A 23,539-nucleotide genomic window follows, 5' to 3' on the forward strand; every position below is an offset into this window, starting at 1 on the left:
CCGCCATCGGCGGCGCGATGTCATTCGGTCAGCCGCACCACGCGTCCTTCCCGCCGGGACAGATCGGCCGCATCGGCCAGAAGCTGGGCGCGCAGCCCGTCGCCGATGCCCGGGCCGACGCCCCGGCCCGACGCCACGCAGTCCACGAAATGCCGCATCTCCGCCTCGTAGGCGGCGGCGTATCGTTCGAGAAAGAAAGCCTGCGCCGGCGCCCGGCGGAAGCCGTCGGCGCCGGCGCTTTCGACCGTATCTTGCAGCATGTTGTCGGCGCGCAGCATGCCCAGGGCGCCATGCACCTCGACCCGCTGGTCGTAGCCATAGCGCGCGCGGCGCGAATTGGAGATCTGGCAGATCCGGCCCGCCGGCGTGGTCAGCGTCACCGCCGCCGTGTCCACGTCGCCCGCCTCCCCGATTTCCGGGTCGACCAGCGCCGCGCCGACCGCGTAGACCGACACCGGTTCCTCGCCCAGAAGAAACCGCGCCATGTCGAAATCGTGGATCATCATGTCCCGGAAGATACCGCCCGACCCCGCGATGTAGGAGGGCGGCGGCGGCGCCGGGTCGCGCGACAGGATCGTGACGATCTCGACCGCGCCGATCTCTCCCGCCCCGATGCGCGCGGCGATGGCGGCGAAGTTCGGGTCGAAGCGGCGGTTGAAGGCGGTCATGAAGGGCACGCCTGCCGCCTCGACCGCCGCCATGCACTCGCGGATGCGGTCGGCCGACATGTCCACCGGCTTCTCGCACAGGATCGCCTTGCCGGCGGCGGCGGCGGCGTGGATCAGTTCGTAATGGGTGTCGGTCGGGGTGCCGATCACCACCGCGTCGATCCCGGCGCTCCCGATCAGGTCCGCCGCGGGCATCGCCCCGGCGCCGCAGCTTTCGGCCAGCGCCTGCGCCGCCGCGGGAACGGCATCGGCCACGGCGGCGACGCGCGCCCCCTCGATCCGGCCGAGCGAGGCGCCATGGACCCGGCCGATCCGCCCGCAGCCCAGAAGTCCGACATTCAGCATCTCAGCCCCCTTTGAAGGCGCGCAGCACGTCGCGCGTGGCGGAGACGAGCGGATCGTGAAGCTCCGACAGGATCGCCACCCGGTCGAAGCGGCCGGGATCGCGCGCCACCACCGCGCGCAATTCCCGTCCGAAGACCATGCGCAGCTCTGTGCCGATGTTGAACTTGCAGATCCGTGAGCCGCGCGCCAGCGACCGTCTCTGCGCCAGAGGCACGCCGGAGCCGCCGTGGATCACCAGCGGCACATCGCACAGGGCCTCGATCGCGCGGATGCGCGCCTCGTCCAGACCGCCCTCGCGGCCCTGCTGCAGATGGGTGTTGCCGACAGAGACCGCCATGGCGTCCACGCCCGTCTCGCGCGCGAAGCGCGCGGCCTCGGCGGGATTCGTCCCGGCCGAGTCCTCTCCGCCCGCATAGCCGACGAACCCGATCTCGCCCTCGCAGGAGACGCCCGCCTCATGCGCCATGGCCGCGATGGCGGCGGTCTGCGCGATGTTCTCCTCCAGCGGCAGGCGCGAGCCGTCGAACATCACGGAGGTGAAGCCGGAGCCGATCGCCTCGCGGCACTCCGCGTCCGAATAGCCGTGGTCGAGATGCGCCACCACCGGCACGGACACGGCTTCGGCCAGATGGCGGAACATCGCGCCCAGTACCGGCAGCGGCGTGTGCGCACGGCAGGACGGACCGGCCTGGAGGATCACCGGCACGGCCTCGGCCTCGGCCGCGGCGACATAGGCGCGCATGTCCTCCCAGCCAAGCGTGACCAGCCCCGCCACGGCATACCCGTCCCGGAGCGCCGGTCCCAGAACCTCAGCCAGCGTCGCGCGGGTCATTTGAACTTGGCCACCATGTCCATGATGCCCGGTATCGTCTTCAATTGCTCGGCATGGGTCGGCTGAAAATATTGCTTGAGGCTGCGCTGGCTCAGGCCGCCCAGGATGGTGAAGTAGTACATCTCGTAGCCGGGCAGCACCGCGCAGGGATGGTAGCCCTTGTCGATCAGCACGGTCGATCCGTTCACGATGTGATAGGCGTCGCCCGGTTCGTTCTCCTGTCGCTGGAGCATCTGCAACCCGGAGCCGTAGTCGGGCCGGAAGCGGAAATTGTACGTCTCGTCGTGGCGTGTCTCTTCGGGAAGCCGGTCCGTGTCGTGCTTGTGGGAGGGGAAGCCCGACCAGCCGCCCTGGCCCACGGTGTAGAGCTCGCTCACCAGCAGCCGGCCGACCCGGTCGTGCTGGTTCGCGCCGAGGATGTGCTTAATCTTGCGATGGGTCTTGGTGTCGTCGGAGCCGTACTGCACCAGGTCGATCTGATCCGCACGCACGTCGAAAGGCTCAAGCACGCGGTCGTATCTGGCGCCGGCCACGAAGGTCTCCGTCGCGTCGCTGCGGCAGGTGATGCGGACGGTCGCGCCGACAGGGGCGTAGACGCCCTCGGGCTCGCCGTCCCACACGTCGCGGGTCCGTTTGCCAAGGCTCTCGAAGGTCTTGCCGCCGACCTCGACATCGACGGTGCCGGTCGCGGGCACCACGCAGGTTTCGTAGCCCGGCACCTCGTAGTCGAAGCTTTCGCCCTGCGTCAACTTGACGATGTTGAAGTAGTTGAGCGGCACCAGATCGTGCCCGGCATCGACGATGGGCCGGTTGCGGTTGTCATGGGGAGCGATGTGCATGGAATGTCCTTTCAGCCTTGGGTCTGGCCGGGGTGGGTGGCAAGAAACGCGTCGAGCGCCGCCCTGTCGGGCATGGCGATGGCGCAGCCGGGCCGCGCCACCACGATCGAGGCGCAGGCAGAGCCGCGCGCGACCGCCTGCGCCAGCGGGCGCCCCTCAGAGAGACCGGCGATCAGCCCGGCCATGAAGCTGTCGCCCGCGCCGGTGGGTTTCAGCGCCTTTACAGGGTAGATGCCGCTGCGCGACTCGCCTCCATCGGCAAAGGTCACGGCGCCCCGGGGGCCCATCTTGTAGATGACGATGTCGGCTTTCTGCGCCAGCGCGCGGGCATGGGCGAAGCCCTTGTCTATGCCCCCGGCCATGAAGCCGAATTCCTCGTCATTGCCGACGATCACGTCGGCCATGTCCCCGGCGCGCGACAGCACGTCCGCGGCGACATCCGGGGACGGCCAGCTATAGGGCCGGTAGTCGATGTCGAAGATCACCGGCAGGCCCCCGGCGCGGGCCAGGTCGAAGGCGCGGAAGGCCGCGCTGCGCGACGGCTCTGCGGCAAAGACCGTGCCGGCGGTGATGAGCGCGTCGAAGCGGGCGTAATCCACCGCCTCCACATCCGCCACGTCCATGCGGAAATCGGCGGCGTTGTTGCGGTAGATGACGCTCTGGTGCTCCGCGACGCGCGCCTCGACCAGGGCCAGCGACGTGCGCTCCTCGCCACGGACGCGGCGCACGTGGCGGCGGTCGATCCCGAAGGCGTCCAGCTGCCCTTCGCAATACCAGCCCACCGCGTCGTCGGAGACGCAGGTGACCAAAGACGCCCCGCAGCCGAGCCGGACCAGACCCGCGGCAATATTGGCCGAGCTGCCGCCCATCGACACCATCATCCGATGCGCCTCGCGGGTGCGGGTGCCCTCTGGCATCGGGGTCAGATCCATCCCCACCCGGCCGATCACCAGAAAGCGGCCGCCTTTCAGGCGCTCCAGCATCACACCCCCCGCCGCTGCCGGTCGCGGCCGGCTTCCTGTTCGGCATGGGCGGCGCGCACGCGGTCGCTGGTCGTGACCTCTGGCGTTCCGACCTCCCACCAGGCATGGCCCTGCGTGGTCCAGCCCTCATGGGGATCGACCTTCATCACGATGACATGGGTGCGGTCGCCGTCCCTGGCGCGGCCGAATGCCTCGGCCAGTTCGGCCGGATTGGCGACGGTCTCGGCCATGGCGCCCTGGGCGCGGGCGTGGGCCTCGAAATCGACGGCGAACGGCGCGGGGATCGTCGGGCAGTCAGAGAGCAGGTTGTTGAAACTCTCGTTGCCGGTGTTGTTCTGCAGCTTGTCGATGACGGCGAAGCCGCCATTGTCGAGCACCAGCACGATCAGCTTCTTGCGGCTCAGGCACGCCGAATAGAGATCGCTGTTCATCATCATGTACGACCCGTCGCCGATGAAGACGATCGTCTCGCGCTCCGGCTCGCGCTCGGCCTGCGCGATCCGCGCGCCCCAGGCGCCGGAAATCTCGTAGCCCATGCAGGAAAAGCCGAACTCCACATCGACGGTGCCGATCCCCAGCGTGCGCCAGTTGGCCGTGACCTCCGCCGGCAGACCGCCCGCCGCCGCCACGATCCGGTCGCGCTTGTGGCAATGCGCGTTCACCACGCCGATCGCCTGCGCGTAGGAGTCGGGCCGGTTGCCGGGCTTCACGTTGTCCGCGACATAGGCATCCCAGTCGCGCCGCAGGTCCTGCGCCTTGCGGGTCCAGCCGTCGGGGGCGGTGTAGTCGAGGCCCCGCCCCAGCGCCTCAAGCCCGCGTCTGGCATCGCCCACCACCGGCAGCGCCCGATGCTTGCCCGCGTCATGGCGCGCGGCGTTGATCGTCACGAGGCGGGCGTCCGCGGCGAAGGCGGTCCAGGAGCCGGTGGTGAAATCCTGCAACCGCGTGCCGACGGCCAGGATCACGTCCGCCTCCGCCGCGATGGTGTTGGCGCTGTCGGACCCGGTGACGCCGATGGGCCCGATGTTGAGCGGATGGTCCGCCAGCAGGTTGGCGCGGCCGGCGATGGTCTCTACCACGGGGATGCCGTGCGACTCGGCGAAGCTGCGCAGCTCTTCGGTCGCGCGGGAATACTGCACCCCGCCGCCCGCGATGATCATCGGACGCCCGGCCCCCAGCAACGCCGCGCGCGCGTCTGCGACCTCGCCCTCGTCGGGGGCGGTGCGGCGGATCCGATGGACCCGCTTTTCGAACATCGCTTGCGGAAAATCCCAGGCCCAGCCCTGCACGTCCTGCGGCAGGCCGATGAAGGCCGGGCCGCAATCGGCCGGGTCCAGCAGCGTGGCAAGCGCGGCGGGCAGCGACTGGATCACCTGCGCGGGATGGGTGATGCGGTCCCAGTAGCGCACGACCGGCCTGAAGGCGTCGTTCACCCCCAGGGTCGGATCGCCGAAATTCTCCAACTGCTGGAGCACAGGATCGGGCAGTCGGGTCACGAATCCGTCGCCGCAGAGCAGAAGCATCGGCAGCCGGTTGGCATGGGCCAGCCCCGCCGCGGTGAGCAGGTTCATCGTGCCGGGGCCCGCACTTGCCGTGCAGAACATGAATCGCTGGCGCAGCCATGCCCTGGCATAGCCCGCGGCGGCAAAGCCCATGCCCTGTTCGTTCTGGCCGCGATAGAGCGGCAGCGTGTCCCGCGCGCCGTAAAGCGCCTCACCCAGACAGGTGACGTTGCCGTGCCCGAAGATGCCGAAGCCGCCGCCGCAGACGCGCATTTCCCGGCCGTCGATCTCCATGTGCTGGTTGGCGAGCCAGCGGACGATGGCCTGCGCGGTGGTGAGGCGTAGGGTGCCCTTTGGCGGGGTCATGGCGGGCGGTCCTCCGGAGGTTTTCGACGGTCTGCGAATGACGCTTGCGGCGCGGCGACTCCCACGGTACGTATATTTGCAACCGGTTGCAAACTTATTTCGGGATTGGAGCGCGGATGCGACGGATCGGCATCGGCATCGTCGGGGGCGGCTACATGGGCAAGGCCCATGCCGTCGCCATGTCGGCGGTGGGCGCGGTGTTCGGCACCGCGCTGCGCCCGCGTCTGGAGATGGTGGCCGCAAGCTCGACCGAGAGCGCCGAGCGCTATCGCGCCGCCTACGGCTTCGCCCGCGCCACCGGCGACTGGCGCGCGCTGGTCGACGATCCGGCCGTCGAGGCGGTGGTGATCGCCGCGCCGCAGGAGACGCATCGAACGGTGGCCGAAGCCGCGTTGGCGCGTGGCAAGCCGGTCCTGTGCGAAAAGCCGCTGGGCGCATCGCCAGAGGATGCCCGCGCCATGGTGGCGGCGGCCGAGGCGTCCGGCGCGGCCAACATGGTCGGCTTCAACTACATCCGCACCCCGGCCAGCCAGTTCGCCCGCCGACTGATCGCCGACGGAGAGATCGGCGACATCACCTGGTTCCGCGGCGAGCATACCGAGGATTTCCTGTCCGACCCGGACACGCCGTTCAACTGGCGCTGCGCCGGAGAGGCGAACGGCACGCTGGGCGATCTGGCCCCGCACATGGTCAACGCCGCCCTGGCGCTGCTCGGCCCCATCGCCGCGGTCTCGGCCTGCGCAGAGACGGTCCATGAGAAGCGTCCCGGCGGACGGGTGGACAACGACGACCAGGCGCAGATGATGTGCCGGTTCGTGCGCGGCACGATGGGGCAGATGCATTTCAGCCGGATCGCCACGGGACGAAAGATGGGCTTTGCCTATGAGGTCACCGGCACCAACGGCGCGATCCGCTTCGACCAGGAGGATCAGAACGCGCTCTGGCTCTACCGCAGCGCGGGGCCGGAAGCGGCGCGCGGTTTCACCAAGATCCTCACCGGCCCGGCCCATCCAGACTACCTGCCGTTCTGCCAGGGCGCCGGGCACGGCACCGGCTACCAGGACCAGATCATCATCGAGGCGCGCGATTTTCTCTCCGCCATCGAGACCGGTGCGCCCGTCTGGCCCACATTCCGCGACGGGCTGGAGGTCGCCGAAGTGATCGCCGCCGCGCGCGACGCGGCACGCACCGGCCGGTGGGCCGATGTCGAACACTCCTGAGACGAGAGGTCAGACCATGACGATCCGTATCGGCAACGCCCCCTGCTCATGGGGGGTGGAATTCGCGGGCGACCCGCGCAATCCGGACTGGCGCGACGTGCTGCGGGACTGCGCCGCGGCCGGCTACCGCGGCATCGAGCTGGGTCCGGTGGGCTACATGCCCGAGGACCCGCAGGTTCTGGCCGAGGCGCTCGACGCGCACGGGCTGCACCTCATCGGCGGGGTGGTGTTCCGCCCCTTCCACGACCCGGACGCCTGGGACGACGTGCTGGACGCCGCCCGCCGCACCTGCGCCGCTCTGAAGGCGCATGGGGCAGAGCATCTGGTGCTGATCGATGCGATCTCGCCGCGCCGCGCGCCCACCGCCGGGCGCGCCGCCGAGGCCGAGCAGATGGACAGCGCCGAATGGGCCGCCTTCCGCGACCGCATCGTGACCATCGCCCGGATGGGCACGGAAGACTACGGCCTGACCGCCGCCATCCACGCCCATGCGGCGGGCTTCATGGATTTCGAGCCGGAGCTGGAACGGCTTCTGGACGAGGTGGACGAAAGAAGTCTCAGGATCTGTTTCGACACCGGCCACCACGCCTATGCGGGCTTCGATCCGGCGGCCTTCGTGCGCCGCCACGCGGCGCGCATATCCTACATGCATTTCAAGGATATAGACCCTGCTGTGAAGGCGCGGGCCATCGACAACCGGACCGGCTTCTACGATGCCTGCGGCCAGGGCATCTTCTGCAATCTCGGCGACGGCGAAGTGGACTTTCCGGCCGTGCGCCAGGCGCTGCTGGATGCCGGTTTCTCCGGCTGGTGCACGGTTGAGCAGGATTGCGACCCGACGCTCGACCCCGATCCCCTGGGGGACGCGCGCAAGAACCGCGACTATCTGACATCCATCGGCTTCGACTGAGGAGACCCCGACATGGCGAAATTGGGATGGGGCATGATCGGCGGCGGAGAGGGCAGCCAGATCGGCCCGGCGCATCGGCTGGGCGCGGGGCTGGACGGTCTGTTCGCGTTCCGCGCCGGCGCGCTGGACCACCGGGCCGACGCGGGCCGGGCCTACGGCCGGCGGCTGGGGCTGACGCCGGACCGCGCCTATGGCGACTGGCGCGAGATGCTGGAGGGCGAGCGGGGCCGCGCGGACCGCATCGACCTTGTCACCGTGGCCACGCCCAACGCCACCCATTTCGAGATCACGCGGGCCTACCTCCAGGCGGGGTTCCACGTCATGTGCGAAAAGCCGATGACCATGACCGTCGAGGAGGGCGAGGAGATCGTGCGCCTCGCGCAAGAGGCGGACCGGATCTGCGCGGTGAACTACGGCTATTCGGGCTATTCGCTGGTCCGGCACATGCGCGCGATGGTGGCACGCGGCGATCTGGGGCGGATCCGGCTGATGAAGGCCGAGTTCGCCCACGGCCACCACGCCGATGCCGCGGATGCCGACAACCCGCGGGTGCGCTGGCGCTACGACCCCGCGCAGGCCGGCGTCTCGGCGCAATTCGCCGATTGCGGCATCCACGCGCTGCATATGGCAAGCTTCGTGATCGGCCAGAACGTCGCGCGCCTCTCGGCCGACACGGTGAGCTGCATCGAGAGCCGGACGCTGGAGGACGACGCGATGGTCAATCTGCGGTTTGACGGCGGCGCCGTCGGGCGGCTCTGGACCTCTTCGATCGCGATCGGGCGGCAGCACGGGCTGACGCTGCAGGTGTTCGGCGAGAAGGGCGGGCTGTCCTGGGCGCAGGAGCATCCGAACCAGCTCTGCTGGATGCCGCTGGGCGGGCGGCGCGAGGTGATCGAGCGCGGCGAGGCCGGCCTCAGCCCCGAGGCGGACCGCACCAGCCGGGTGACCATCGGCCACGCCGAAGGGATGCCGCTGGCCTTTGCCAACCTCTATGCCGATCTGGCCGAGGCGATCGCCGCGCGCAAGGCGGGCCGTCCGACCGACCCGGCCGCCGATCTCTATCCGCGGGCAGAGGACGGCCTGCGCTCGATGGCCGCGGTCTTCGCCGTGGCCGAAAGCGGCGCGCAGGACGGCGCCTGGACCGACGCCCGCCCGCCGATGTTCCGCTGATGCGGGGCGTCAGCGCGGCAGCGGCCTGAGCGTGCGGCGCTCGACGATCCGGCAGGGAAAGACCCGCGCCTCTGGATAGCGGTCGGGCTCTTCCAGCGTCGCGACCATAAGCTCGATCGTGGAGGCGACGATCTGCCGGATCGGCTGGCGGATCGTGGTCAGGTCGATCCCTTCCCAGCGCGACATCTCCATGTCGTTGAGCCCCAGCACCCCCACATCGCCCGGCACCGACAGCCCGTGATCGCGCAGCGCCGAAAGCGCGCCGATGGACAGCACATCGTCGCCGCAGAAATACGCCTCGGCCGGCGGGGATGCCAGCAGCCGCTGCATCTCGCGGCGGCCGGCGTCGAAGGAATAGGCCTCTGCGAAGGAGACGCTCAGCTCGACGTCCGGATGCGACGCGATCGCGGCCGCGAAACCCGCGTGGCGGTCCTGCGTCGAGGTGGCGCTGTCCGGCCCGCCCAGAAAGGCCAGCCGCCGGTAGCCGCGCGCGATCAGCGTGCGCGCCGCGATCCGGCCGCACCCGGCGTTGTCGATGCCCACGGTGTGCACGTCCGGCTCGGACGCGTAGCGCCCGAAGGCGTTGACCACAGGCACCCCGGCATCGCGGAAGGCGATGGCGAACCCCGGCGGCAGGGTCGATGAGGCGACGACCACGCCATCGACGGAATACTGCCGCAGCATCCGCACCGAAGCGTCGGGATTGGTCTCATCCGACAGGTTGACCAGCAGCGGCCTGAGCCCGCGATCCTGAAGGCCCCGGGTGAACAGGTCGAAGACCTCCAGGAAGATGGGGTTGTGGAAGTTGTTCGACACCAGCCCGATCAGCTTGGTCCGCCCGGTGGTCAGCGACGAGGCCAGCGCGTTCGGACTATAGCCCAGCTCTCTTGCGGCCTTCTCGACCTTGCGCCGCATCCTGGGCGACACCGACGCGCCGTCGGTGAACGTGCGCGACACCGCCGAGCGCGACACGCCCGCCCGTTCGGCGACTTCCCTCAGCGTGACCACCATCCCGGACCCTGTCCTTTCGTGCCGCTGCATAACCCGTTTCGCCAAGCCGGTCACCACGCCAAGACCACCCCGGGCCGATTTATGCAACCGGTTGCAAAAATGGCCGCGCTGTGCTCTTTGGGAGTCGAAGGCGCGGTGGAGGGCCGCGCCGGCGCGACGCGAACGCGTGCAACAGGGAGGACATCCGATGAAGATGATGAAGGGACTGCTGCTGGCCGCGGGCGCGGCGCTGATGGGCGCCGCCGCCGCGCAGGCCGAGGGTGAGCGATACGTTCTGGTCAGCCACGCGCCCGACAGCGACAGCTGGTGGAACACGATCAAGAACTCCATCGCGCTGGCCGGAGAGCAGATGAATGTGGAGGTCGAGTACCGCAACCCGCCCACCGGCGACCTGGCCGACATGGCCCGCATCATCGAGCAGGCCGCCGCCAGCGGCCCGGACGGGATCATCACCACCATCGCCGATTACGACGTTCTGTCGGGGCCGATCCGGTCGGCCGTGGACAGCGGCGTCGATGTGGTCATCATGAACACCGGCACGCCGGAACAGACGCGCGAGCTGGGCGCGCTCATGTATGTCGGCCAGCCGGAATACGATGCCGGCCTCGCCGCCGGACAGCGCGCCAAGGACGACGGGATCACCAACTTCCTGTGCGTGAATCACACGATCCAGCAGCCCTCCCTGGGCGAGCGCTGCCAGGGCTTCGCCGACGGTCTGGGGGTCGAGCTGGGCAACCAGATGATCGACGCCGGACAGGACCCGGCCGAGATCAAGAACCGCGTGATGGCCTATCTCAACGCCAATCCCGACACCGAGGCGGTGCTGACCCTGGGACCGGTTTCGGCCGATCCCACGATCCAGGCGCTGGAAGAGAACGGCATGGCCGGCGACATCTATTTCGGCACCTTCGATCTGGGCGAGAACATCGTCCAGGCCATCAAGGACGGCATCATCAACTGGGGCATCGACCAGCAGCCGTTCCTGCAGGGCTATCTGCCGGTGGTCATCCTCACCAACTACCACCGCTACGGCGTCCTGCCGGGCAACAACATCAACTCCGGTCCCGGGTTCATAACCGCCGAGGCGCTGGACAAGGTCGAGGAATTCGCCGGCGAATATCGCTGAACGCCTTCCGGCGGCGGCGCCCGGCGCGCCGCCGCTGTCATTCACCGCGGGGAGGAGGCGAAGATGTCCGATACACCTCAGGTCGTTCAGGACGAACGGGTCAAGCGGATCTCGCCGTTTCGCAGGGCGCTGATCCGGCCAGAGCTCGGCGGCATCGTCGGCACTGTGGCCGTTTTCGTGTTCTTTGGCCTGTTCGCCTATGACAGCGGCATGTTCAATTCGCAGGGTGTGATGAACTGGTCGGTCGTCTCCGCGCAGTTCATGATCATCGCGGTGGGCGCCTGCCTTTTGATGATCGCGGGTGAGTTCGACCTCAGCGTCGGCTCCATGATCGGCTTCGCCGGCATGATGATCGCCATCTTCGGGGTGACGATGGGCTGGCCGATCTGGATCGCGATCCTGGTCACCTTCGCGCTGTGCCTCGGCATCGGCGCGCTCAACGGTTTCATCGTCGTGCGCACCGGCCTGCCCAGCTTCATCGTGACCCTGGCCTTCCTGTTCATCCTGCGCGGCTTCACGATCTTCCTGCCCCAGGTCATCGAGCGCAAGACCATCATCGGCGGCATCGGCGAGGCGGCCGAGGGCGACTGGCTGGCGGCGCTCTTCGGCGGCAAGATCCTCGGCGGGCTGTTCCGCTGGCTGGGAGAGATCGGCGCGATCGAGACCTTCTCGCGCGGCACGCGCCAGGGAGAGCCGGTGGTGGACGGCATCCCGATGCTCATTGTCTGGGCGCTGGGCCTGGTGCTGGTGGGCCAGATCCTGCTGACCCGCACGCGCTTCGGCAACTGGATCTTCGCCGCCGGCGGCGATGCGGAATCGGCCCGCAACTCCGGCGTGCCGGTCAACCGGGTCAAGATCCTGATGTTCATGTTCTCGGCTTTCTGCGCCACCGTTTTCGCCACCTCCCAGGTGATGGAATTCGGCTCTGCCGGGGCCGACCGCGGATTGCTCAAGGAGTTCGAGGCGATCATCGCCGTGGTCATCGGCGGCGCGCTGCTGACGGGCGGCTACGGGTCGGTCATCGGCGCGGCACTGGGGGCGCTGATCTTCGGGGTGGTGCAGCAGGGACTGTTCTTCGCGGGGGTCGAAAGCTCTCTCTTCCGGGTGTTCCTGGGGGTGATCCTGCTCTTTGCGGTGATCCTCAACACCTACATCCGCCGCATCATCACGGGAGAGCGCTGAGATGACCGATCCGCTGATCCGGATGAAGGACATCGAGAAGCATTTCGGCTCGGTCATCGCGCTGGCCGGCGTGTCGGTCGATATCCATGCCGGCGAATGCCACTGCCTTCTGGGCGACAACGGCGCGGGAAAATCGACCTTCATCAAGACACTGTCGGGCGTGCATCACCCCACGCGCGGCGAGATCCTGTTTGGCGGCAGGCCGATGCATTTCGCCGACCCGCGCGACGCGATCGCGGCCGGGATCGCCACGGTCCACCAGCATCTGGCGATGATCCCGCTGATGTCGGTGAGCCGCAACTTCTTCATGGGCAACGAGCCGGTGAAGAGGATCGGCCCCTTCGCCTTTTTCGACCACGACCGCGCCAACCGGATCACCATGGCGGAGATGGAGAAGATGGGCATCGTGCTGCGCGGCCCGGACCAGGCGGTGGGCACGCTGTCGGGCGGCGAGCGCCAGACCGTCGCCATCGCCCGCGCGGTGCATTTCGGCGCCCGCGTGCTGATCCTGGACGAGCCGACGTCGGCCCTTGGCGTGCGCCAGACGGCCAATGTCCTGGCCACCATCGACAAGGTGCGCAAGCAGGGGGTGGCGGTGGTGTTCATCACCCACAACGTGCGCCACGCCATGGCCGTGGGCGACCGGTTCACGGTGCTGAACCGCGGCCGGACCTACGGCACCGCCGCACGGGGCGAGATCACGCCCGAGGAATTGCAGGACATGATGGCGGGCGGCCAGGAACTGGCGACGCTGGAAAGCAGTCTCGGCAGCACGGTGTGAGGCGCCCGCCTGGCCCGTCTGGCCGATACGATCGCGAAAGGCGCCGTCCGGCATGGCGCCGGCCGGACGAAGGCTTGCGGCAGCCCTGCGCCCCGACCCGGCCGGACCCTCCGCCGCCCGCAAACTCCGGCATCGCGGCCATCACGCGCCGAACGCTCCCGTCTGTCACGCGCACGTGCGTCGCGCCCTAGAGACGGCCGAGCAGGCAGGCGACATGCAGCGCCGCCGTGTCCGCCCGCCCCTGCCGATAGACGCCCGCGCGCCGCAGCGCCGCCAGCCGGCGCCACCACGGGCCCTGCCGCGCGTCCCGGAATGCCGCCGCCGCCGCCCGCGCGTCGGGCGTGAACCGCGCCTCCACCGGGGCGATGGCCGCAAGGCTGCGGGCGTTCAGCGCCGCGAACTCCCCGCCCAGCAGCCGGCGCAGCCGGTCCAGCCGCGCGCCGGCGGAGATGTTCGCCCCCACCAGGTTCCGCCCGTGCTGGCGGTAGGACATCACCGGCACGGGGTCGAAGAGAACCGTTCCGCCGCAGCCGCTGACCACCTGGTAGAGCCACCAGTCGTGGCTGGCCGGGTCCGGCACCGTTGCGGCGAGGTCCGAGGCCAGATCCGCCGCCGCGCGGTTCATCACCATGGTGTTGGCGCCGCCGATGGACTGGACCAGCGCGTTGCGGAACGCCGGCGGGCGGGCGAAGGGCGCAGAGCGGCCCAGCACGCGCAGATCGGCGTCGCAGATCTCTGTCGCGGCCATGTAGAGCGCCGGTTCCGTGGCCGGGACGCGAGACAGCGCCGCGACCGCGCGCGACAGCTTGTCGGCAAACCACCGGTCGTCCTGGTCGGCAAAGGCCAGATAGGGCGCATCCCGCGGCGCGCGTTCCAGCAGGGTCAGGAAATTGCGCACGAATCCGCGCCGGGGCCCGCGCCGCAGGGCCACGGACCGCTCCGGATGGTCGCGGGCGAAGGCCCGGACCAGCGCGGCACTTTCCGGCGTCTCGCTGTCGTCGGAGGCGGTCAGGGACCACGCACCGTGGTCCTGGGCCAGAAGGCTGTCCAGTTGCTGGGGCAGGAACGCCTCTCCGTGGTAGAGGCCCATCAGGATCGCGACCTCCGCGTGTGGTTCGTCCCGCCCCTGCGCCATGCCGTCCTCCGCGATCCGCCGCCGGTGTGCCAGATGCCGCCGGAAGGTCAAGCCGCGGCTTGGGTGCGCCCCCCTTGCGGCGTCCAAACAGGTCTTGATGCGCGCCGGACCGGCCCCTATCGCTGGGATGGGCGAACAGGCGGAGACCACAGATGAGCACGGCACCCATCCACCCGGTCCTTCTGTGCGGCGGATCGGGCACCCGGCTCTGGCCGCTGTCGCGCAAATCCTACCCCAAGCAGTTCTCGCCGCTGATGGGTGAGGTCAGCCTGTTCCAGGCCTCTGCCCTGCGCCTCCACGCGGCGGGCTACGCGGCGCCGATGATCGTCACCGGCGATCCGTTCCGCTTCATCGTGACCGAGCAGCTCGCGGCGGTGGAAATCGCGCCCCAGGCCATCCTGATCGAGCCCGAAGGCCGCAACACCGCCCCCGCCGTCCTGGCCGCCGCCCTGTCGCTGGACCCAGACGCGGTGATGCTGGTCGCCCCGTCCGACCATGTCATCCCGGATGCCCAGGGCTTCCGCGCCGCCGTGGCCGCCGCCCTGCCGCGGGCGGAGTCCGGCGATCTGGTGACCTTCGGCATCGCCCCCGACCGGCCGGAGACGGGCTATGGCTACCTGGAACTCGGCCCCGGCGCCGATCCGGCCGCGGCGTCGCCCCAGCCCCTGGCCCGGTTCGTGGAAAAGCCCGACGCCGCCGCCGCGCGCGAGATGCTGTCCGCCGGGCGGTATCTCTGGAACGCCGGGATCTTCCTGTTCACCGCCGGGGCCATCGTCGCGGCCTACCGCACCCACGCGCCCGACATGGTCGGCGCCGTGGGCGATGCCGTGACCGGAGCCACCCCGGACCTGGGCTTCACCCGCCTGGCGCCCGGACCCTGGGGACGGGCCGGCGATATCTCCATCGACTACGCGATCATGGAACGCGCCGACGGTCTGGCGGTGATGCCCTATGCCGGGCGCTGGTCGGACCTGGGCGACTGGGACGCCGTCCGGCGCGAGAGCGGCGCCGACGCGGCCGGCACCGTCGCCGCGGGACAGGCCACCGCCATCGACTGCACCGATACGCTGCTGCGGGCCGAGGGGCGCGACATGGAACTGGTCGGCATCGGCCTGACCGACATCGTCGCCGTGGCCACCGGCGACGCGGTGCTCGTCGCCCACCGCTCCCAGACCCAGCGCGTGAAGGAGGCCGTCGCGGCGCTGAAGGCCAAGGGCGCCAAGCAGGCCGAGGCCTTTCCCGTGGACCATCGCCCCTGGGGCTGGTTCGAGACGCTGGCCCTGGGCGACCGGTTCCAGGTCAAGCGCATCGTCGTCCATCCCGGCGCCGCGCTCAGCCTGCAGTCCCACCACCACCGGTCCGAGCACTGGATCGTGGTCGAGGGCACGGCGCGCGTCACCGTGGACGACAGCGTGCGCCTGCTGACCGAGAACGAATCGGTCTACATCCCGCTGGGGGCCGTCCACCGCATGGAAAACCCCGGCAAGGTGCCGATGGCCCTGATCGAGGTCCAGACCGGCCGCTATCTGGGCGAGGACGACATCGTGCGGTACGAGGACGTCTACGCCCGCACCTGATGCCGCGGCGCCGCGAGCCGTCCCCACCCGGACGGCGCCACGACGGGCATGGACCTGCACCGGACCCCCGGTCCGCCCCGCCCGATCCTGACCCGCACCGGTCCGTCCCCGCGCGACCCGTCCCCCGATCAGGGCACCTCCGCGCCCGCCTACGACAGGTACGGACCCGCGCCGTCCGACACCGCGCCGCCGCGCATCCGGGTCATCACCAGCCCGGTGACGCGCAGGTTCACCATGGAGAACTGGCGGATCGCCTCGGCGATCTCGGGGCGGCCGGTCCGTCCTGCCGCGACGGTCAGCAACACCGCATCCGCGCTCTGGCCGATGACGCGGGCATCGGGGACCGCCAGCACCGGCGGCGTGTCGATCAGCACCATGTCGTAGCGCGCGCGCATGTCGCCCACGAAGCGGCGGAACCGCTCGGACGAGAACAGATCCGCGGCGTTGACGCCGGTGACCTCGGCCAGCAGGATGTCGGCCTCCATGCGGCTGTCGCGCAGCACCACCTCCTCCAGCGGGCGCTCTCCGGTCATCGCCGTAATCAGCCCATCGCCCGATCCCATGACGTCGAGATGCGCAGCCAGGCTGCGCTGGCGCACGTCGCCCTCGATCAGCAGCACCCGCTTGCCAAGGCCGGACAGCGCATGGGCCAGCGCGATGGCCATGGTGGTCTTGCCCTCTCCCGGCAGCGCGGAGGAGAGCATCACCACCGAGGGCGGCGTGTCGATGTCGGACAGAAGGACAGAGGTTCTGAGCGACCGGATCGCCTCGACCGCCGGGCCGGAGGGGGTCTCGGTCAGCACGTCCAGCAGGCTTTCGCGGTTCGGCACCGCCATCGCCGGGATCTGCCCCATGATCGGGATGCCGGTCCCGGCCTCCAGCTCCGCCGCCGTGCGGTAGCCGCGGCGCAGCGCGCGGATCGCCAGCACCAGCCCGGTGCCGCCGACCAGTCCCAGCAGTGTGGCCAGCATCACCACCCGCCCGCGCCGCGGGGCGACCAGCGTGCCGGGCCGCGCCGCCGACAGGATCCGCGCGTCGGCCTGCTGCAGGCCCATCTGCACGCTGGCTTCCTTGAGCCGCGCCAGGAAGGTCTCGTAGAGGCGCCGCGTCGCCTCGGTCTCGCGCCGCGCCTGGTCCAGCGCCACCAGTCCCGCCGATTGCGCGTCGAGATCCGCGGCAAGCCGGGCCGCGGAGGCGTCCAGCGTATCGGCGCGGCGGGACTGGCGAAGATCGTCGGCCCGTGCCTCCGCGCCCATGTCCCGCAGCCGCGCGGCGATGGCCGCGCCGTCGCCTGCCGCCGCCAGCCGCGCCAGCGCCGGGTCCGCGTAGCGGCGCGCCAGTTCCGCCGGATCGGCACCGGAGGCCGCGGCCGCCGCCCGCTCTCGCGCCGCGCGCGCCGCGTCCCGCGCCGCCTCCGCCCGCTCGCGCGTGTCGCGCAGCTGGCGGTTCAGCGCCTCCAGACCCTCCTGGCCGACGCCCTCGGTGCCGCCGCGCAGCTCCGCCAGGGTGCGCTCCTGCACCCGCAGCTCATCCTCCAGCGCCGCCACCCGGTCCGATAGCCACGCCACCGCCGTCTCCGTGGCGGTGAACTTCTGGCCGACCTGATCCAGGATGTAGCGCTCCGCCACCGTGTCCGCGATCCGACGCGAGGTTTCGGGATCGCCGGTCGTCACGCGGATGTCGAAGATATAGGTGCCGCGCCGCAGCCGCGGCGACACCGCCTCTCGCAGGGCTTCCACGGCCTGTGTCCGGTCGGGGCCGGCGGCACCGGGGATCCTGAGCGGCGGGTCCGCCATGGCCAGCGCCGCCACCACCTGTTCCAGCAACCCGCGCGAGCGGATGACCTCGATCTCGGTGTTCAGCGCCTCGGCTTCGGTTGAGACGCCGCCCACCAGCCCGTCGCGGTCGGTGATCCGCCCGGCGCGCAGGTCCAGCGCCAGCGACGCCTCCGCCGCATAGCGCGGATCGGCCAGCGCATAGGCATAGACCAGGCCCGCGACCAGACCCGCCGCGCCCATGACGGCGATGATCCGGCGGCCCTGCCACAGCAGGGTCAGCACCCGCCACAGGTCCAGTTCCGCGGCCGGGCCGGGGGGGCGCGGCGGCGCGGCGGCGGCGATCTCCGCGCCCCGGTCGAGGGTGCGGGTGGTCATTGCGTGGCCCGGTTCAGGATCGTCGGAAAGACCTGCTGCAACGCCCGGTTCCAGGCGGTGATGCGCTGCTCGGCCACGAAGACGATGTCGTTGGGGCGCATCTCCATCCGCGTGGCCAGCGTCAGCAGCGCCACGTTGCCGGCGTCCAGATGCCAGGCGGTGATCTCACCCCCCGGCCCGGCGCGCAGCACGTAGATCTGGCCCATGTCGCCGGTGGCGATGGGGATGCCGCCCTGGTCGAAGAGCACGTCGGCCAGGGTGGCGCGCTGCTCGTAGGGAAGCGGCACGCGGGACTGGGCCGTGACCTCGCCGGACAGATAGACGTAGTCGCGCGGGATCGCGCCCAGCCGGTCGCGTTCGGCAAAGAGGGACCGCTGCTCGTCGAGCCCGGCGCGGCGGATGGCGATCTCCGTCGAGAGCGCGTCGAGCGCCGCCGCCCGGGCCGACTGGCGCAGCGCGATCACGTCGATCTGCTGGCGGTAGTAGGCCAGCGCGCGGTCCAGATCGGTGCCCGTGTCCACATAGATCGCATCGCCCGCGAAGACCGGCAGGGACTGGAGCCGCGGCTGCGCCAGGTAGCTGTCCACCGGCATCTGATAGAGCGTGCCGTCGCGGTAGAGCCGGATCGACGCGGTGCCGGGATCGCCCACCACCGGCCCGCCCGCCTCGGCCAGGGCGCTGCCCAGCGTGGCGGGGGTCAGGCCAAGGGTGACCACCCGGGCGTCCCCCACCGCGCCGCCCACCGCCACGCGGGCCGAATTGAACTCGGCGATCTCCAGGGAGAAGGCCGGGTCGAACTGCCGCTCCACCAGCACCTCGAACAGCCGGGTCTCGGCCTCGTCCAGGGTCAGGCCGGCCAGGGTCACGGCGCCCACCTCCGGGATCGACACGGCACCGTCGTCGCGCACCGTGTAGCCCTGGCGCTGGTTCTGGGCGGCCAGAAGCCCCGACAGTTCCTCGACCGTGTCCGGAGAGGTCCGGGTCGCCAGCAGCACCACGTCGCCCACGCCGATCCGGTAGGGCTCCGGTGTCCGGGCGGGCGGCAGGCGCATCTCCGCGGCGGCCGGGCCGGCGCCGCCGGGCGGGTCCGGCAGCGCGCCCAGGCCCCGGGGCTGGCCGCCGCCGGTCAGGGTGGCGAAGGCGGCCGGCAGGCTGCGCGGCGTGTAGGGGGTGGCGTTGGCGCGCGCCAGCCCCGCCGTGTCCAGCGGCACGATGCGCACATCCGCCCCGGCCGCGCGGGCGACGCCGGGGCTGGTATAGGTCACGCCGCACCCCGCAAGACCCGCCACAGCCAGCGCCAGCGCCACGAACCGTTCCCGACCCCTCATGCATCTCATCGCGCGACCCCCGTCCCCTCTGCATCCTGCCGGTCCCGCCGCTTTCGATGAAAAAAACTTCGGATCGGTTTACGGGGTTTTAACCACACCCAAGGTTAACGTTTGTTTACCGCGCGCAGGGCCGCGGTTCGGGAGGGCGGCATGATCGGGACAGGACGGCGCGGCGGGCGGAGCATCTATCGGCGGGCGGGCAAGCGGGCGATGGACCTTGCGGTGGCGCTGACGCTGCTGCCGCTGATCGTGCCGGTGGTGGCCGGCCTGTACCTGCTGGTGCGGCTCGACGGCGGGCCGGGGTTCTTCGGCCACTGGCGGGTGGGCCGCGACGGGCGCCCGTTCCGCTGCTGGAAGCTGCGCAGCATGCGCCCCGACGCGGATGTGGTGCTGGCGCGGCTCCTGGCGCGGTCGCCGGAGGCGCGGCACGAATGGCAGACCAGCTTCCGGCTCCGCGACGACCCGCGCGTGACCCGGATCGGCCATGTGCTGCGCCAGCTGCATCTCGACGAGATGCCGCAGATCTGGAACGTGCTGCTGGGACAGATGTCGCTGGTCGGCCCGCGCCCCGTCACCCATGAGGAACTGCGGTTCTATTTCGAAACGCCCGCGGCCTACCTGGACCTGCGCCCCGGCGTGACCGGGCTCTGGCAGGTCGAGGCGCGGCACCTTGCCGGCTACGGCGCCCGGACCGAGCTCGACCGCGCCTACCTTGCGTCCATGAGCCTGTCGCTGGACCTGCGGCTGATGCTGCGGACCAGCGCGCGGATGCTGGGCATCCGCCCCGCCGCAGAGCCCCTGCCCGCCCCGTCGCCGGACGCGCAGTCCGCCTGAGCGCCGGCAGACATCGCGCCCTTCCGGGTCCGCCGGCACGCGCGGACGCGGTTGCGGCGTCCCGACCGGGCCCGAGCGCTTTCGGCAGGTGTGTCACCACCCCAGAAAAACCGACAAGCGAAATCAATCGCCTCGAAAAAGGCGTTTCGCTGGATTTGTCACATCGAGGGGGGTGAGTGCAGGTCTTCGCGCGCTGACGCCGCAAGGAGGTACACTTGCATCAGTGACTTGGTCCCGAAGGTGCGGGCGATTTCGCGCATGACCGCGAACCATGTCAGTTCCCGGCTTCCGGTCTGCCCGGCTGTTTCGAGGACGGGTTTCTGGCGCCGAAGAGCGGGGCGCGACGGCGCGCGACCGGGACGGGCCGTCCTGTGTGACGTTCGAAGGGCGATGGACTGCCCTTCCGCCGTCGCAAAAGCTGGTCGCACGACAGGGGCGGGATAAAGCGGCCACGCGCCGGACGCGATCCGCCCCGCGCGACAAGACGACGATCGCGGCCCTGGACTGGGTGTCGCCGGACGGTCGGACGCAAGACCGCTGGGCCCATGACGGCGACGGCAAGGCCTATCGCCCGACCATGCTCGTGCGGGTGGACGTCGCGTCCGACCTCGTGCCGGGCTGGACGCTCGCCCGGTCGGAAAACGCGGGTCGAGACAATCCCGTTGATCCCGCGCGCAAGATCGCGAGGTGCGCCGCGGATGACCGCGACGGCTCCGCCGCGGCCGTCGCGGCCCTGGACCGTGCCGACGCCGCTGGCCACTGCCCGCGCTGTGCTCGCCGCCGCCTGTGAAGGGGGTGTTGAACGCCCCCGAACACCCTGTTCACACCGCCGGAACAGCATCCGCGCGAGCACCGCTCCGGACGGCAGCCCCGGCTCGACACGGCGCCGGAGCTGCGCGCCTTCGTGAGCGACCGGATCGACCATTTGACGTTCGCGCAGGTCGCGGATGCCGTGACCGAACGCGTCCCGCCCGACCGCCGCTCCGCCATCCACGCCCGGTGGACGTTCCGAAGGAAACACCGCACCCGACCCGGCGGCGCACCATTCCGGATAGAGACCCGGTCTCCCGTCCTCTTCCGGTGCAAACCCAGCGAACCGCGGTGACGGAGCGGGTAACAGCACACGGGGGCCGGCGTCAGCCTACCCCCCCGGTGGCGTGTTCGTCGAAGATTTCCGCGATTGGACCGCTTTCGTGCCGCCGACGGTTCAGGCCGCGCCGTCCGCATGGGATCCGCCGGCCGTCCGGAGACGTGTCGCTGTCGCGCGGGCGGGCCGGGGCGCGCGCAGCGACAGCAGGATCTCGACCAGCGTCGCGGCGCTGCTGTCCCAGTCGTAGGCGGCGGCGCGGGCGCGGCCGAGGCGGATATGGCGCGTCCTCTCCGCCGTCGTGAGAGCCGTCAGCGCCCGCAGCGACCCGGCCATGGATTTCGCATCCAGCGGGTCGAACCAGATCGGGGCCGCGCCCAGCACCTCGGGCAGCGCGCCGGAGCGGGCCGCGGCCACCGGGCAGTCCAGCGACATCGCCTCCAGCGGGGGGATCCCGAAACCTTCGTGGAGCGACGGGAAAACCAGTCCGGTCGCGTGCTCGTAAAGGGCGCGGAGCGTGGCGTCATCGACCCGGCCAAGGCTGAGCGCGCGCCCGCCGGGCAGATGCGACGTGGCGATGCCCGGCACCCGGCCGCCGACGATGACCAGCGGCGGCACATCCCCGGCCAGACCGTGGGCGGCCAGCAGCCGGACCAGGTTCTTGTTCGGGCTCCGGTTGCCCACCGCCAGAAGATAGCGGCCGCGGGTCAGACCCGCCCGGTCCAGCGCGTCCGGATCGGGGGCCACGCGGCGCAGGTGGCCGGCGGCGTTCGGGACCAGCGCGAACCGATCCCGCGGGACGCGAAGGCGCGCCGCCAGCGCCGTCGCGGCATGGTCGCTGACCGCCAGAAGCGCGGCCGCCCGCGCCGCCAGCGCGGGCCGCAGCATCCGGTGCCAGGCGCGGTAGCGGACGGTGTAGGCCCCGGGCATGTCCCACAGATGCGTGTCGTGAAGCGCCAGCACCTGGCGGCGATGCGCCAGCGGCCCGGAGTTGCCCAGCCCCAGCAGCACCCCCCGGCGCGTCGCGCGCCAGAGCGCCCCCTGTTCCCACAGATGCCCCCGTCCGCCGGGAAGCGCATTCAGCGAGATCGCGCGCCAGCCCGGATCGCGGGCCGGGCCGGCGGGCCGCCAGGCGGTCACGGGACCGATCCGGGCGGCCAGGTCGGGATCTGACGCCAGGCGGCCGTCGAGCGCGGACAGCAGTTCCTCTGCGTAGCGCTGGACGCCGGAGCGGGGCTGGGTCAGGAACCGCGCGTTGACGTGGATGGGATGCATCAGGCGAGCGCCCAGCGCGGCCGGGAATGGGAATAGAGATCCGTGGTCCGCGCGCCAAGCGCATCGAGCGCCCAGTCCGACAGATCCGTCGCCCCCGCGCCGCGCGACAGCCGCGCGCGGAGCGGCGCGCGGTCGGCCAGGACCGACATGGCGCGGACCAGCCCCTCCAGGTCGTCGGCGGGGGTCACCATGCCGTTCACCCCGTCCAGAAGCACCTCCGACAGGCCCGGCAGGTCCGCCGAGACCACCGGCGTGCCGGCGGCCAGGGACTGGATCACGACGCGCGGCAGCCCCTCGCGCTCGGACGCGAGGACGGAGAAGTCGGCCATGGCCAGAAGCGACTCGGGGTCGGGGCGATGCCCGGCCAGCACGACCCGGTCGCCCAGGCCCAGCCGTGCGATGGTCGCGGCGATGCGCGCACGCTCCGGCCCCTCTCCGGCCAAGACCACCCGCATCTCCGGCCGGATCCGCGCGAAGGCCTCAAGGAACGGCACGTGGCGCTTGCGCGGCTCCAGAGAGGCCAGCATCACCGCCACGGGCTGGAACCCCGGGCCGGTCAGCGCCAGTCGGTCGGAGGGCGGCACCGCGGTGCGGAACCGCGCCAGGTCCATGCCGGAGCGCACCACATGCATCTGTCCCGGCATGGCGATCCGCGCCTTCACGAACGCCCCCGCCGCGGCCTGGGAGACGGACAGGAACGTGTCGGTCACCCGCGCGGCCAGACGCTCTGCGGTGATGTAGCCATGGCGCTTGACCGGGCTGACCCTTTCGAACGGAACGATATGGATGCCGTGAACGACCCTCAGGCGCCGTCCCCGCGCGGCCAGGCGCCCGACGATGCCGGCCTTGCTCTGGTGGGTGTGGACCACATCGGGGCGCAGCGTGTCGTAGAGCTCCGCAAGGCCCCGCATGGCGGCCAGGTCGGTGCCCAGGCGGACCCGGTGGACAAGCTCCGGAAGCGCCACGGTGTCGATGCCGGGCACCGGCTGCGCCGGGCCGCCGTGGATCAGCGTGACGCGCAACCCGTGGGCGATCTGCCAACGGCAGGTGGCGAAGGTGTTCTCTTCCGATCCGCCGCCGGCCAGCCGCGTCATCACATGAACCACGTGCATCGTCACCTCCCCGGGGTTGCACAGTTTCCCGGACGGTTGCGGCGAATCGCTTAACAAATCGCAAACTCCCGCTCAGAGCGCCGCGCGGGACCGGCGTTAAGCA

At 70.8% G+C, this 23,539-nt stretch carries 20 protein-coding genes; 9 read left to right on the forward strand and 11 right to left on the reverse strand.

Annotation, left to right across the window (positions count from 1 at the left end; all coding sequences use genetic code 11):
• Nucleotides 1–20: 20 nt before the first annotated feature.
• The 5 genes from iolG to iolD are packed head-to-tail and all read right to left on the reverse strand — an operon-like array spanning nt 21 to nt 5,535.
• A complete protein-coding gene (gene iolG, locus KW83_RS07035) occupies nt 21–1,013 on the reverse strand; it encodes an inositol 2-dehydrogenase (RefSeq protein ID WP_036176625.1) in 993 nt (330 codons plus the stop codon).
• Nucleotide 1,014: 1 nt separating this feature from the next.
• The gene (locus KW83_RS07040) at nt 1,015–1,845 is read right to left on the reverse strand and encodes a class II fructose-bisphosphate aldolase (protein WP_036176628.1); all 831 of its coding nucleotides are present in this window, start codon (nt 1,843–1,845) and stop codon (nt 1,015–1,017) included.
• Complete coding sequence (locus KW83_RS07045) at nt 1,842–2,684, reverse strand: 5-deoxy-glucuronate isomerase (protein ID WP_036176631.1); 843 nt, start codon at nt 2,682–2,684, stop codon at nt 1,842–1,844. The genes KW83_RS07040 and KW83_RS07045 overlap by 4 nt, the downstream gene beginning before the upstream one ends.
• A gap of 11 nt (nt 2,685–2,695) precedes the next feature.
• Nucleotides 2,696–3,667, reverse strand: a complete 972-nt coding sequence (gene iolC / locus KW83_RS07050) for a 5-dehydro-2-deoxygluconokinase (protein ID WP_036176646.1) — start codon at nt 3,665–3,667, stop codon at nt 2,696–2,698.
• On the reverse strand, nt 3,667–5,535 hold the full coding sequence (gene iolD, locus KW83_RS07055; RefSeq protein WP_036176649.1) for a 3D-(3,5/4)-trihydroxycyclohexane-1,2-dione acylhydrolase (decyclizing): 1,869 nt from the start codon (nt 5,533–5,535) through the stop codon (nt 3,667–3,669). Before iolD ends, iolC begins: the two co-directional genes overlap by 1 nt.
• Before the next feature lie 116 nt (nt 5,536–5,651).
• Here iolD and KW83_RS07060 point away from each other — a divergent pair, with 116 nt between their 5' ends.
• Genes KW83_RS07060 through KW83_RS07070 form a run of 3 tightly spaced genes read left to right on the forward strand, consistent with a single transcriptional unit; the run spans nt 5,652 to nt 8,835 of the window.
• Nucleotides 5,652–6,755 (forward strand): Gfo/Idh/MocA family protein, encoded by a 1,104-nt coding sequence (locus KW83_RS07060; protein ID WP_036176652.1) that lies wholly within the window; start codon nt 5,652–5,654, stop codon nt 6,753–6,755.
• A gap of 16 nt (nt 6,756–6,771) precedes the next feature.
• Complete coding sequence (locus tag KW83_RS07065) at nt 6,772–7,665, forward strand: TIM barrel protein (protein WP_036176655.1); 894 nt, start codon at nt 6,772–6,774, stop codon at nt 7,663–7,665.
• A gap of 12 nt (nt 7,666–7,677) precedes the next feature.
• Nucleotides 7,678–8,835, forward strand: coding sequence for a Gfo/Idh/MocA family protein (locus KW83_RS07070; RefSeq protein WP_036176658.1), 1,158 nt, complete (start codon nt 7,678–7,680; stop codon nt 8,833–8,835).
• Between the two features lie 9 nt (nt 8,836–8,844).
• On the opposite strand, the gene KW83_RS07075 is transcribed toward KW83_RS07070, so the two are convergent.
• Complete coding sequence (locus KW83_RS07075; RefSeq protein ID WP_036176661.1) at nt 8,845–9,846, reverse strand: LacI family DNA-binding transcriptional regulator; 1,002 nt, start codon at nt 9,844–9,846, stop codon at nt 8,845–8,847.
• A 187-nt stretch (nt 9,847–10,033) separates the two neighbouring features.
• Here KW83_RS07075 and KW83_RS07080 point away from each other — a divergent pair, with 187 nt between their 5' ends.
• From KW83_RS07080 to KW83_RS07090, 3 genes are all read left to right on the forward strand, one after another.
• Nucleotides 10,034–10,972, forward strand: coding sequence for a sugar ABC transporter substrate-binding protein (locus KW83_RS07080; RefSeq protein ID WP_036176664.1), 939 nt, complete (start codon nt 10,034–10,036; stop codon nt 10,970–10,972).
• Nucleotides 10,973–11,035: 63 nt separating this feature from the next.
• Nucleotides 11,036–12,154 (forward strand): ABC transporter permease, encoded by a 1,119-nt coding sequence (locus KW83_RS07085; protein ID WP_036176667.1) that lies wholly within the window; start codon nt 11,036–11,038, stop codon nt 12,152–12,154.
• A gap of 1 nt (nt 12,155) precedes the next feature.
• Entirely contained in the window at nt 12,156–12,935 is a 780-nt protein-coding gene (locus tag KW83_RS07090) for an ATP-binding cassette domain-containing protein (protein ID WP_036176670.1), read from the forward strand.
• 187 nt (nt 12,936–13,122) lie between these two features.
• On the opposite strand, the gene KW83_RS07095 is transcribed toward KW83_RS07090, so the two are convergent.
• Nucleotides 13,123–14,070, reverse strand: a complete 948-nt coding sequence (locus KW83_RS07095; protein ID WP_036176976.1) for a glycosyltransferase — start codon at nt 14,068–14,070, stop codon at nt 13,123–13,125.
• A gap of 152 nt (nt 14,071–14,222) precedes the next feature.
• Between KW83_RS07095 and KW83_RS07100 the strand changes: the two genes are divergently transcribed.
• Nucleotides 14,223–15,647, forward strand: a complete 1,425-nt coding sequence (locus KW83_RS07100) for a mannose-1-phosphate guanylyltransferase/mannose-6-phosphate isomerase (RefSeq protein WP_036176673.1) — start codon at nt 14,223–14,225, stop codon at nt 15,645–15,647.
• Between the two features lie 149 nt (nt 15,648–15,796).
• Here KW83_RS07100 and KW83_RS07105 read toward each other — a convergent pair whose 3' ends face one another.
• Together KW83_RS07105 and KW83_RS07110 are read right to left on the reverse strand one after the other, a co-directional pair.
• Complete coding sequence (locus KW83_RS07105) at nt 15,797–17,800, reverse strand: polysaccharide biosynthesis tyrosine autokinase (RefSeq protein ID WP_051928334.1); 2,004 nt, start codon at nt 17,798–17,800, stop codon at nt 15,797–15,799.
• On the reverse strand, nt 17,797–19,128 hold the full coding sequence (locus KW83_RS07110) for a polysaccharide biosynthesis/export family protein (RefSeq protein ID WP_036176676.1): 1,332 nt from the start codon (nt 19,126–19,128) through the stop codon (nt 17,797–17,799). The genes KW83_RS07105 and KW83_RS07110 overlap by 4 nt, the downstream gene beginning before the upstream one ends.
• A 150-nt stretch (nt 19,129–19,278) precedes the next feature.
• On the opposite strand from KW83_RS07110, the gene KW83_RS07115 reads away from it, so the two are divergent.
• Nucleotides 19,279–19,962, forward strand: a complete 684-nt coding sequence (locus KW83_RS07115) for a sugar transferase (RefSeq protein ID WP_051928335.1) — start codon at nt 19,279–19,281, stop codon at nt 19,960–19,962.
• 373 nt (nt 19,963–20,335) lie between these two features.
• Nucleotides 20,336–20,752 carry a hypothetical protein gene (locus KW83_RS07120; RefSeq protein ID WP_152563504.1) on the forward strand — a complete coding sequence of 139 codons (417 nt, stop codon included), beginning with the start codon at nt 20,336–20,338 and terminating at the stop codon, nt 20,750–20,752.
• Between the two features lie 417 nt (nt 20,753–21,169).
• Here KW83_RS07120 and KW83_RS07125 read toward each other — a convergent pair whose 3' ends face one another.
• Both KW83_RS07125 and KW83_RS07130 read right to left on the reverse strand, forming a co-directional pair.
• The gene (locus tag KW83_RS07125) at nt 21,170–22,324 is read right to left on the reverse strand and encodes a glycosyltransferase family 4 protein (protein WP_051928336.1); all 1,155 of its coding nucleotides are present in this window, start codon (nt 22,322–22,324) and stop codon (nt 21,170–21,172) included.
• Nucleotides 22,324–23,436, reverse strand: a complete 1,113-nt coding sequence (locus KW83_RS07130; RefSeq protein ID WP_051928337.1) for a glycosyltransferase — start codon at nt 23,434–23,436, stop codon at nt 22,324–22,326. The genes KW83_RS07125 and KW83_RS07130 overlap by 1 nt, the downstream gene beginning before the upstream one ends.
• Nucleotides 23,437–23,539: the final 103 nt, after the last annotated feature.

Origin of the sequence: Palleronia rufa (genome assembly GCF_000743715.1) — a bacterium.
Taxonomy (GTDB): domain Bacteria; phylum Pseudomonadota; class Alphaproteobacteria; order Rhodobacterales; family Rhodobacteraceae; genus Palleronia; species Palleronia rufa.

Coding starts and splice junctions, on each gene's coding strand:
- KW83_RS07080 (WP_036176664.1), top strand. CDS start 10,034: ATGAAGATGATGAAGGGACTGCTGCTGGCCGCGGGCGCGGCGCTGATG.
- KW83_RS07090 (WP_036176670.1), top strand. CDS start 12,156: ATGACCGATCCGCTGATCCGGATGAAGGACATCGAGAAGCATTTCGGC.
- KW83_RS07040 (WP_036176628.1), bottom strand. CDS start 1,845: ATGACCCGCGCGACGCTGGCTGAGGTTCTGGGACCGGCGCTCCGGGAC.
- iolC (WP_036176646.1), bottom strand. CDS start 3,667: ATGCTGGAGCGCCTGAAAGGCGGCCGCTTTCTGGTGATCGGCCGGGTG.
- KW83_RS07085 (WP_036176667.1), top strand. CDS start 11,036: ATGTCCGATACACCTCAGGTCGTTCAGGACGAACGGGTCAAGCGGATC.
- KW83_RS07125 (WP_051928336.1), bottom strand. CDS start 22,324: ATGCATCCCATCCACGTCAACGCGCGGTTCCTGACCCAGCCCCGCTCC.
- KW83_RS07060 (WP_036176652.1), top strand. CDS start 5,652: ATGCGACGGATCGGCATCGGCATCGTCGGGGGCGGCTACATGGGCAAG.
- KW83_RS07130 (WP_051928337.1), bottom strand. CDS start 23,436: ATGCACGTGGTTCATGTGATGACGCGGCTGGCCGGCGGCGGATCGGAA.
- KW83_RS07110 (WP_036176676.1), bottom strand. CDS start 19,128: ATGAGGGGTCGGGAACGGTTCGTGGCGCTGGCGCTGGCTGTGGCGGGT.
- KW83_RS07095 (WP_036176976.1), bottom strand. CDS start 14,070: ATGGCGCAGGGGCGGGACGAACCACACGCGGAGGTCGCGATCCTGATG.
- KW83_RS07100 (WP_036176673.1), top strand. CDS start 14,223: ATGAGCACGGCACCCATCCACCCGGTCCTTCTGTGCGGCGGATCGGGC.
- KW83_RS07105 (WP_051928334.1), bottom strand. CDS start 17,800: ATGACCACCCGCACCCTCGACCGGGGCGCGGAGATCGCCGCCGCCGCG.
- KW83_RS07115 (WP_051928335.1), top strand. CDS start 19,279: ATGATCGGGACAGGACGGCGCGGCGGGCGGAGCATCTATCGGCGGGCG.
- KW83_RS07045 (WP_036176631.1), bottom strand. CDS start 2,684: ATGCACATCGCTCCCCATGACAACCGCAACCGGCCCATCGTCGATGCC.
- KW83_RS07065 (WP_036176655.1), top strand. CDS start 6,772: ATGACGATCCGTATCGGCAACGCCCCCTGCTCATGGGGGGTGGAATTC.
- iolD (WP_036176649.1), bottom strand. CDS start 5,535: ATGACCCCGCCAAAGGGCACCCTACGCCTCACCACCGCGCAGGCCATC.
- KW83_RS07070 (WP_036176658.1), top strand. CDS start 7,678: ATGGCGAAATTGGGATGGGGCATGATCGGCGGCGGAGAGGGCAGCCAG.
- iolG (WP_036176625.1), bottom strand. CDS start 1,013: ATGCTGAATGTCGGACTTCTGGGCTGCGGGCGGATCGGCCGGGTCCAT.
- KW83_RS07075 (WP_036176661.1), bottom strand. CDS start 9,846: ATGGTGGTCACGCTGAGGGAAGTCGCCGAACGGGCGGGCGTGTCGCGC.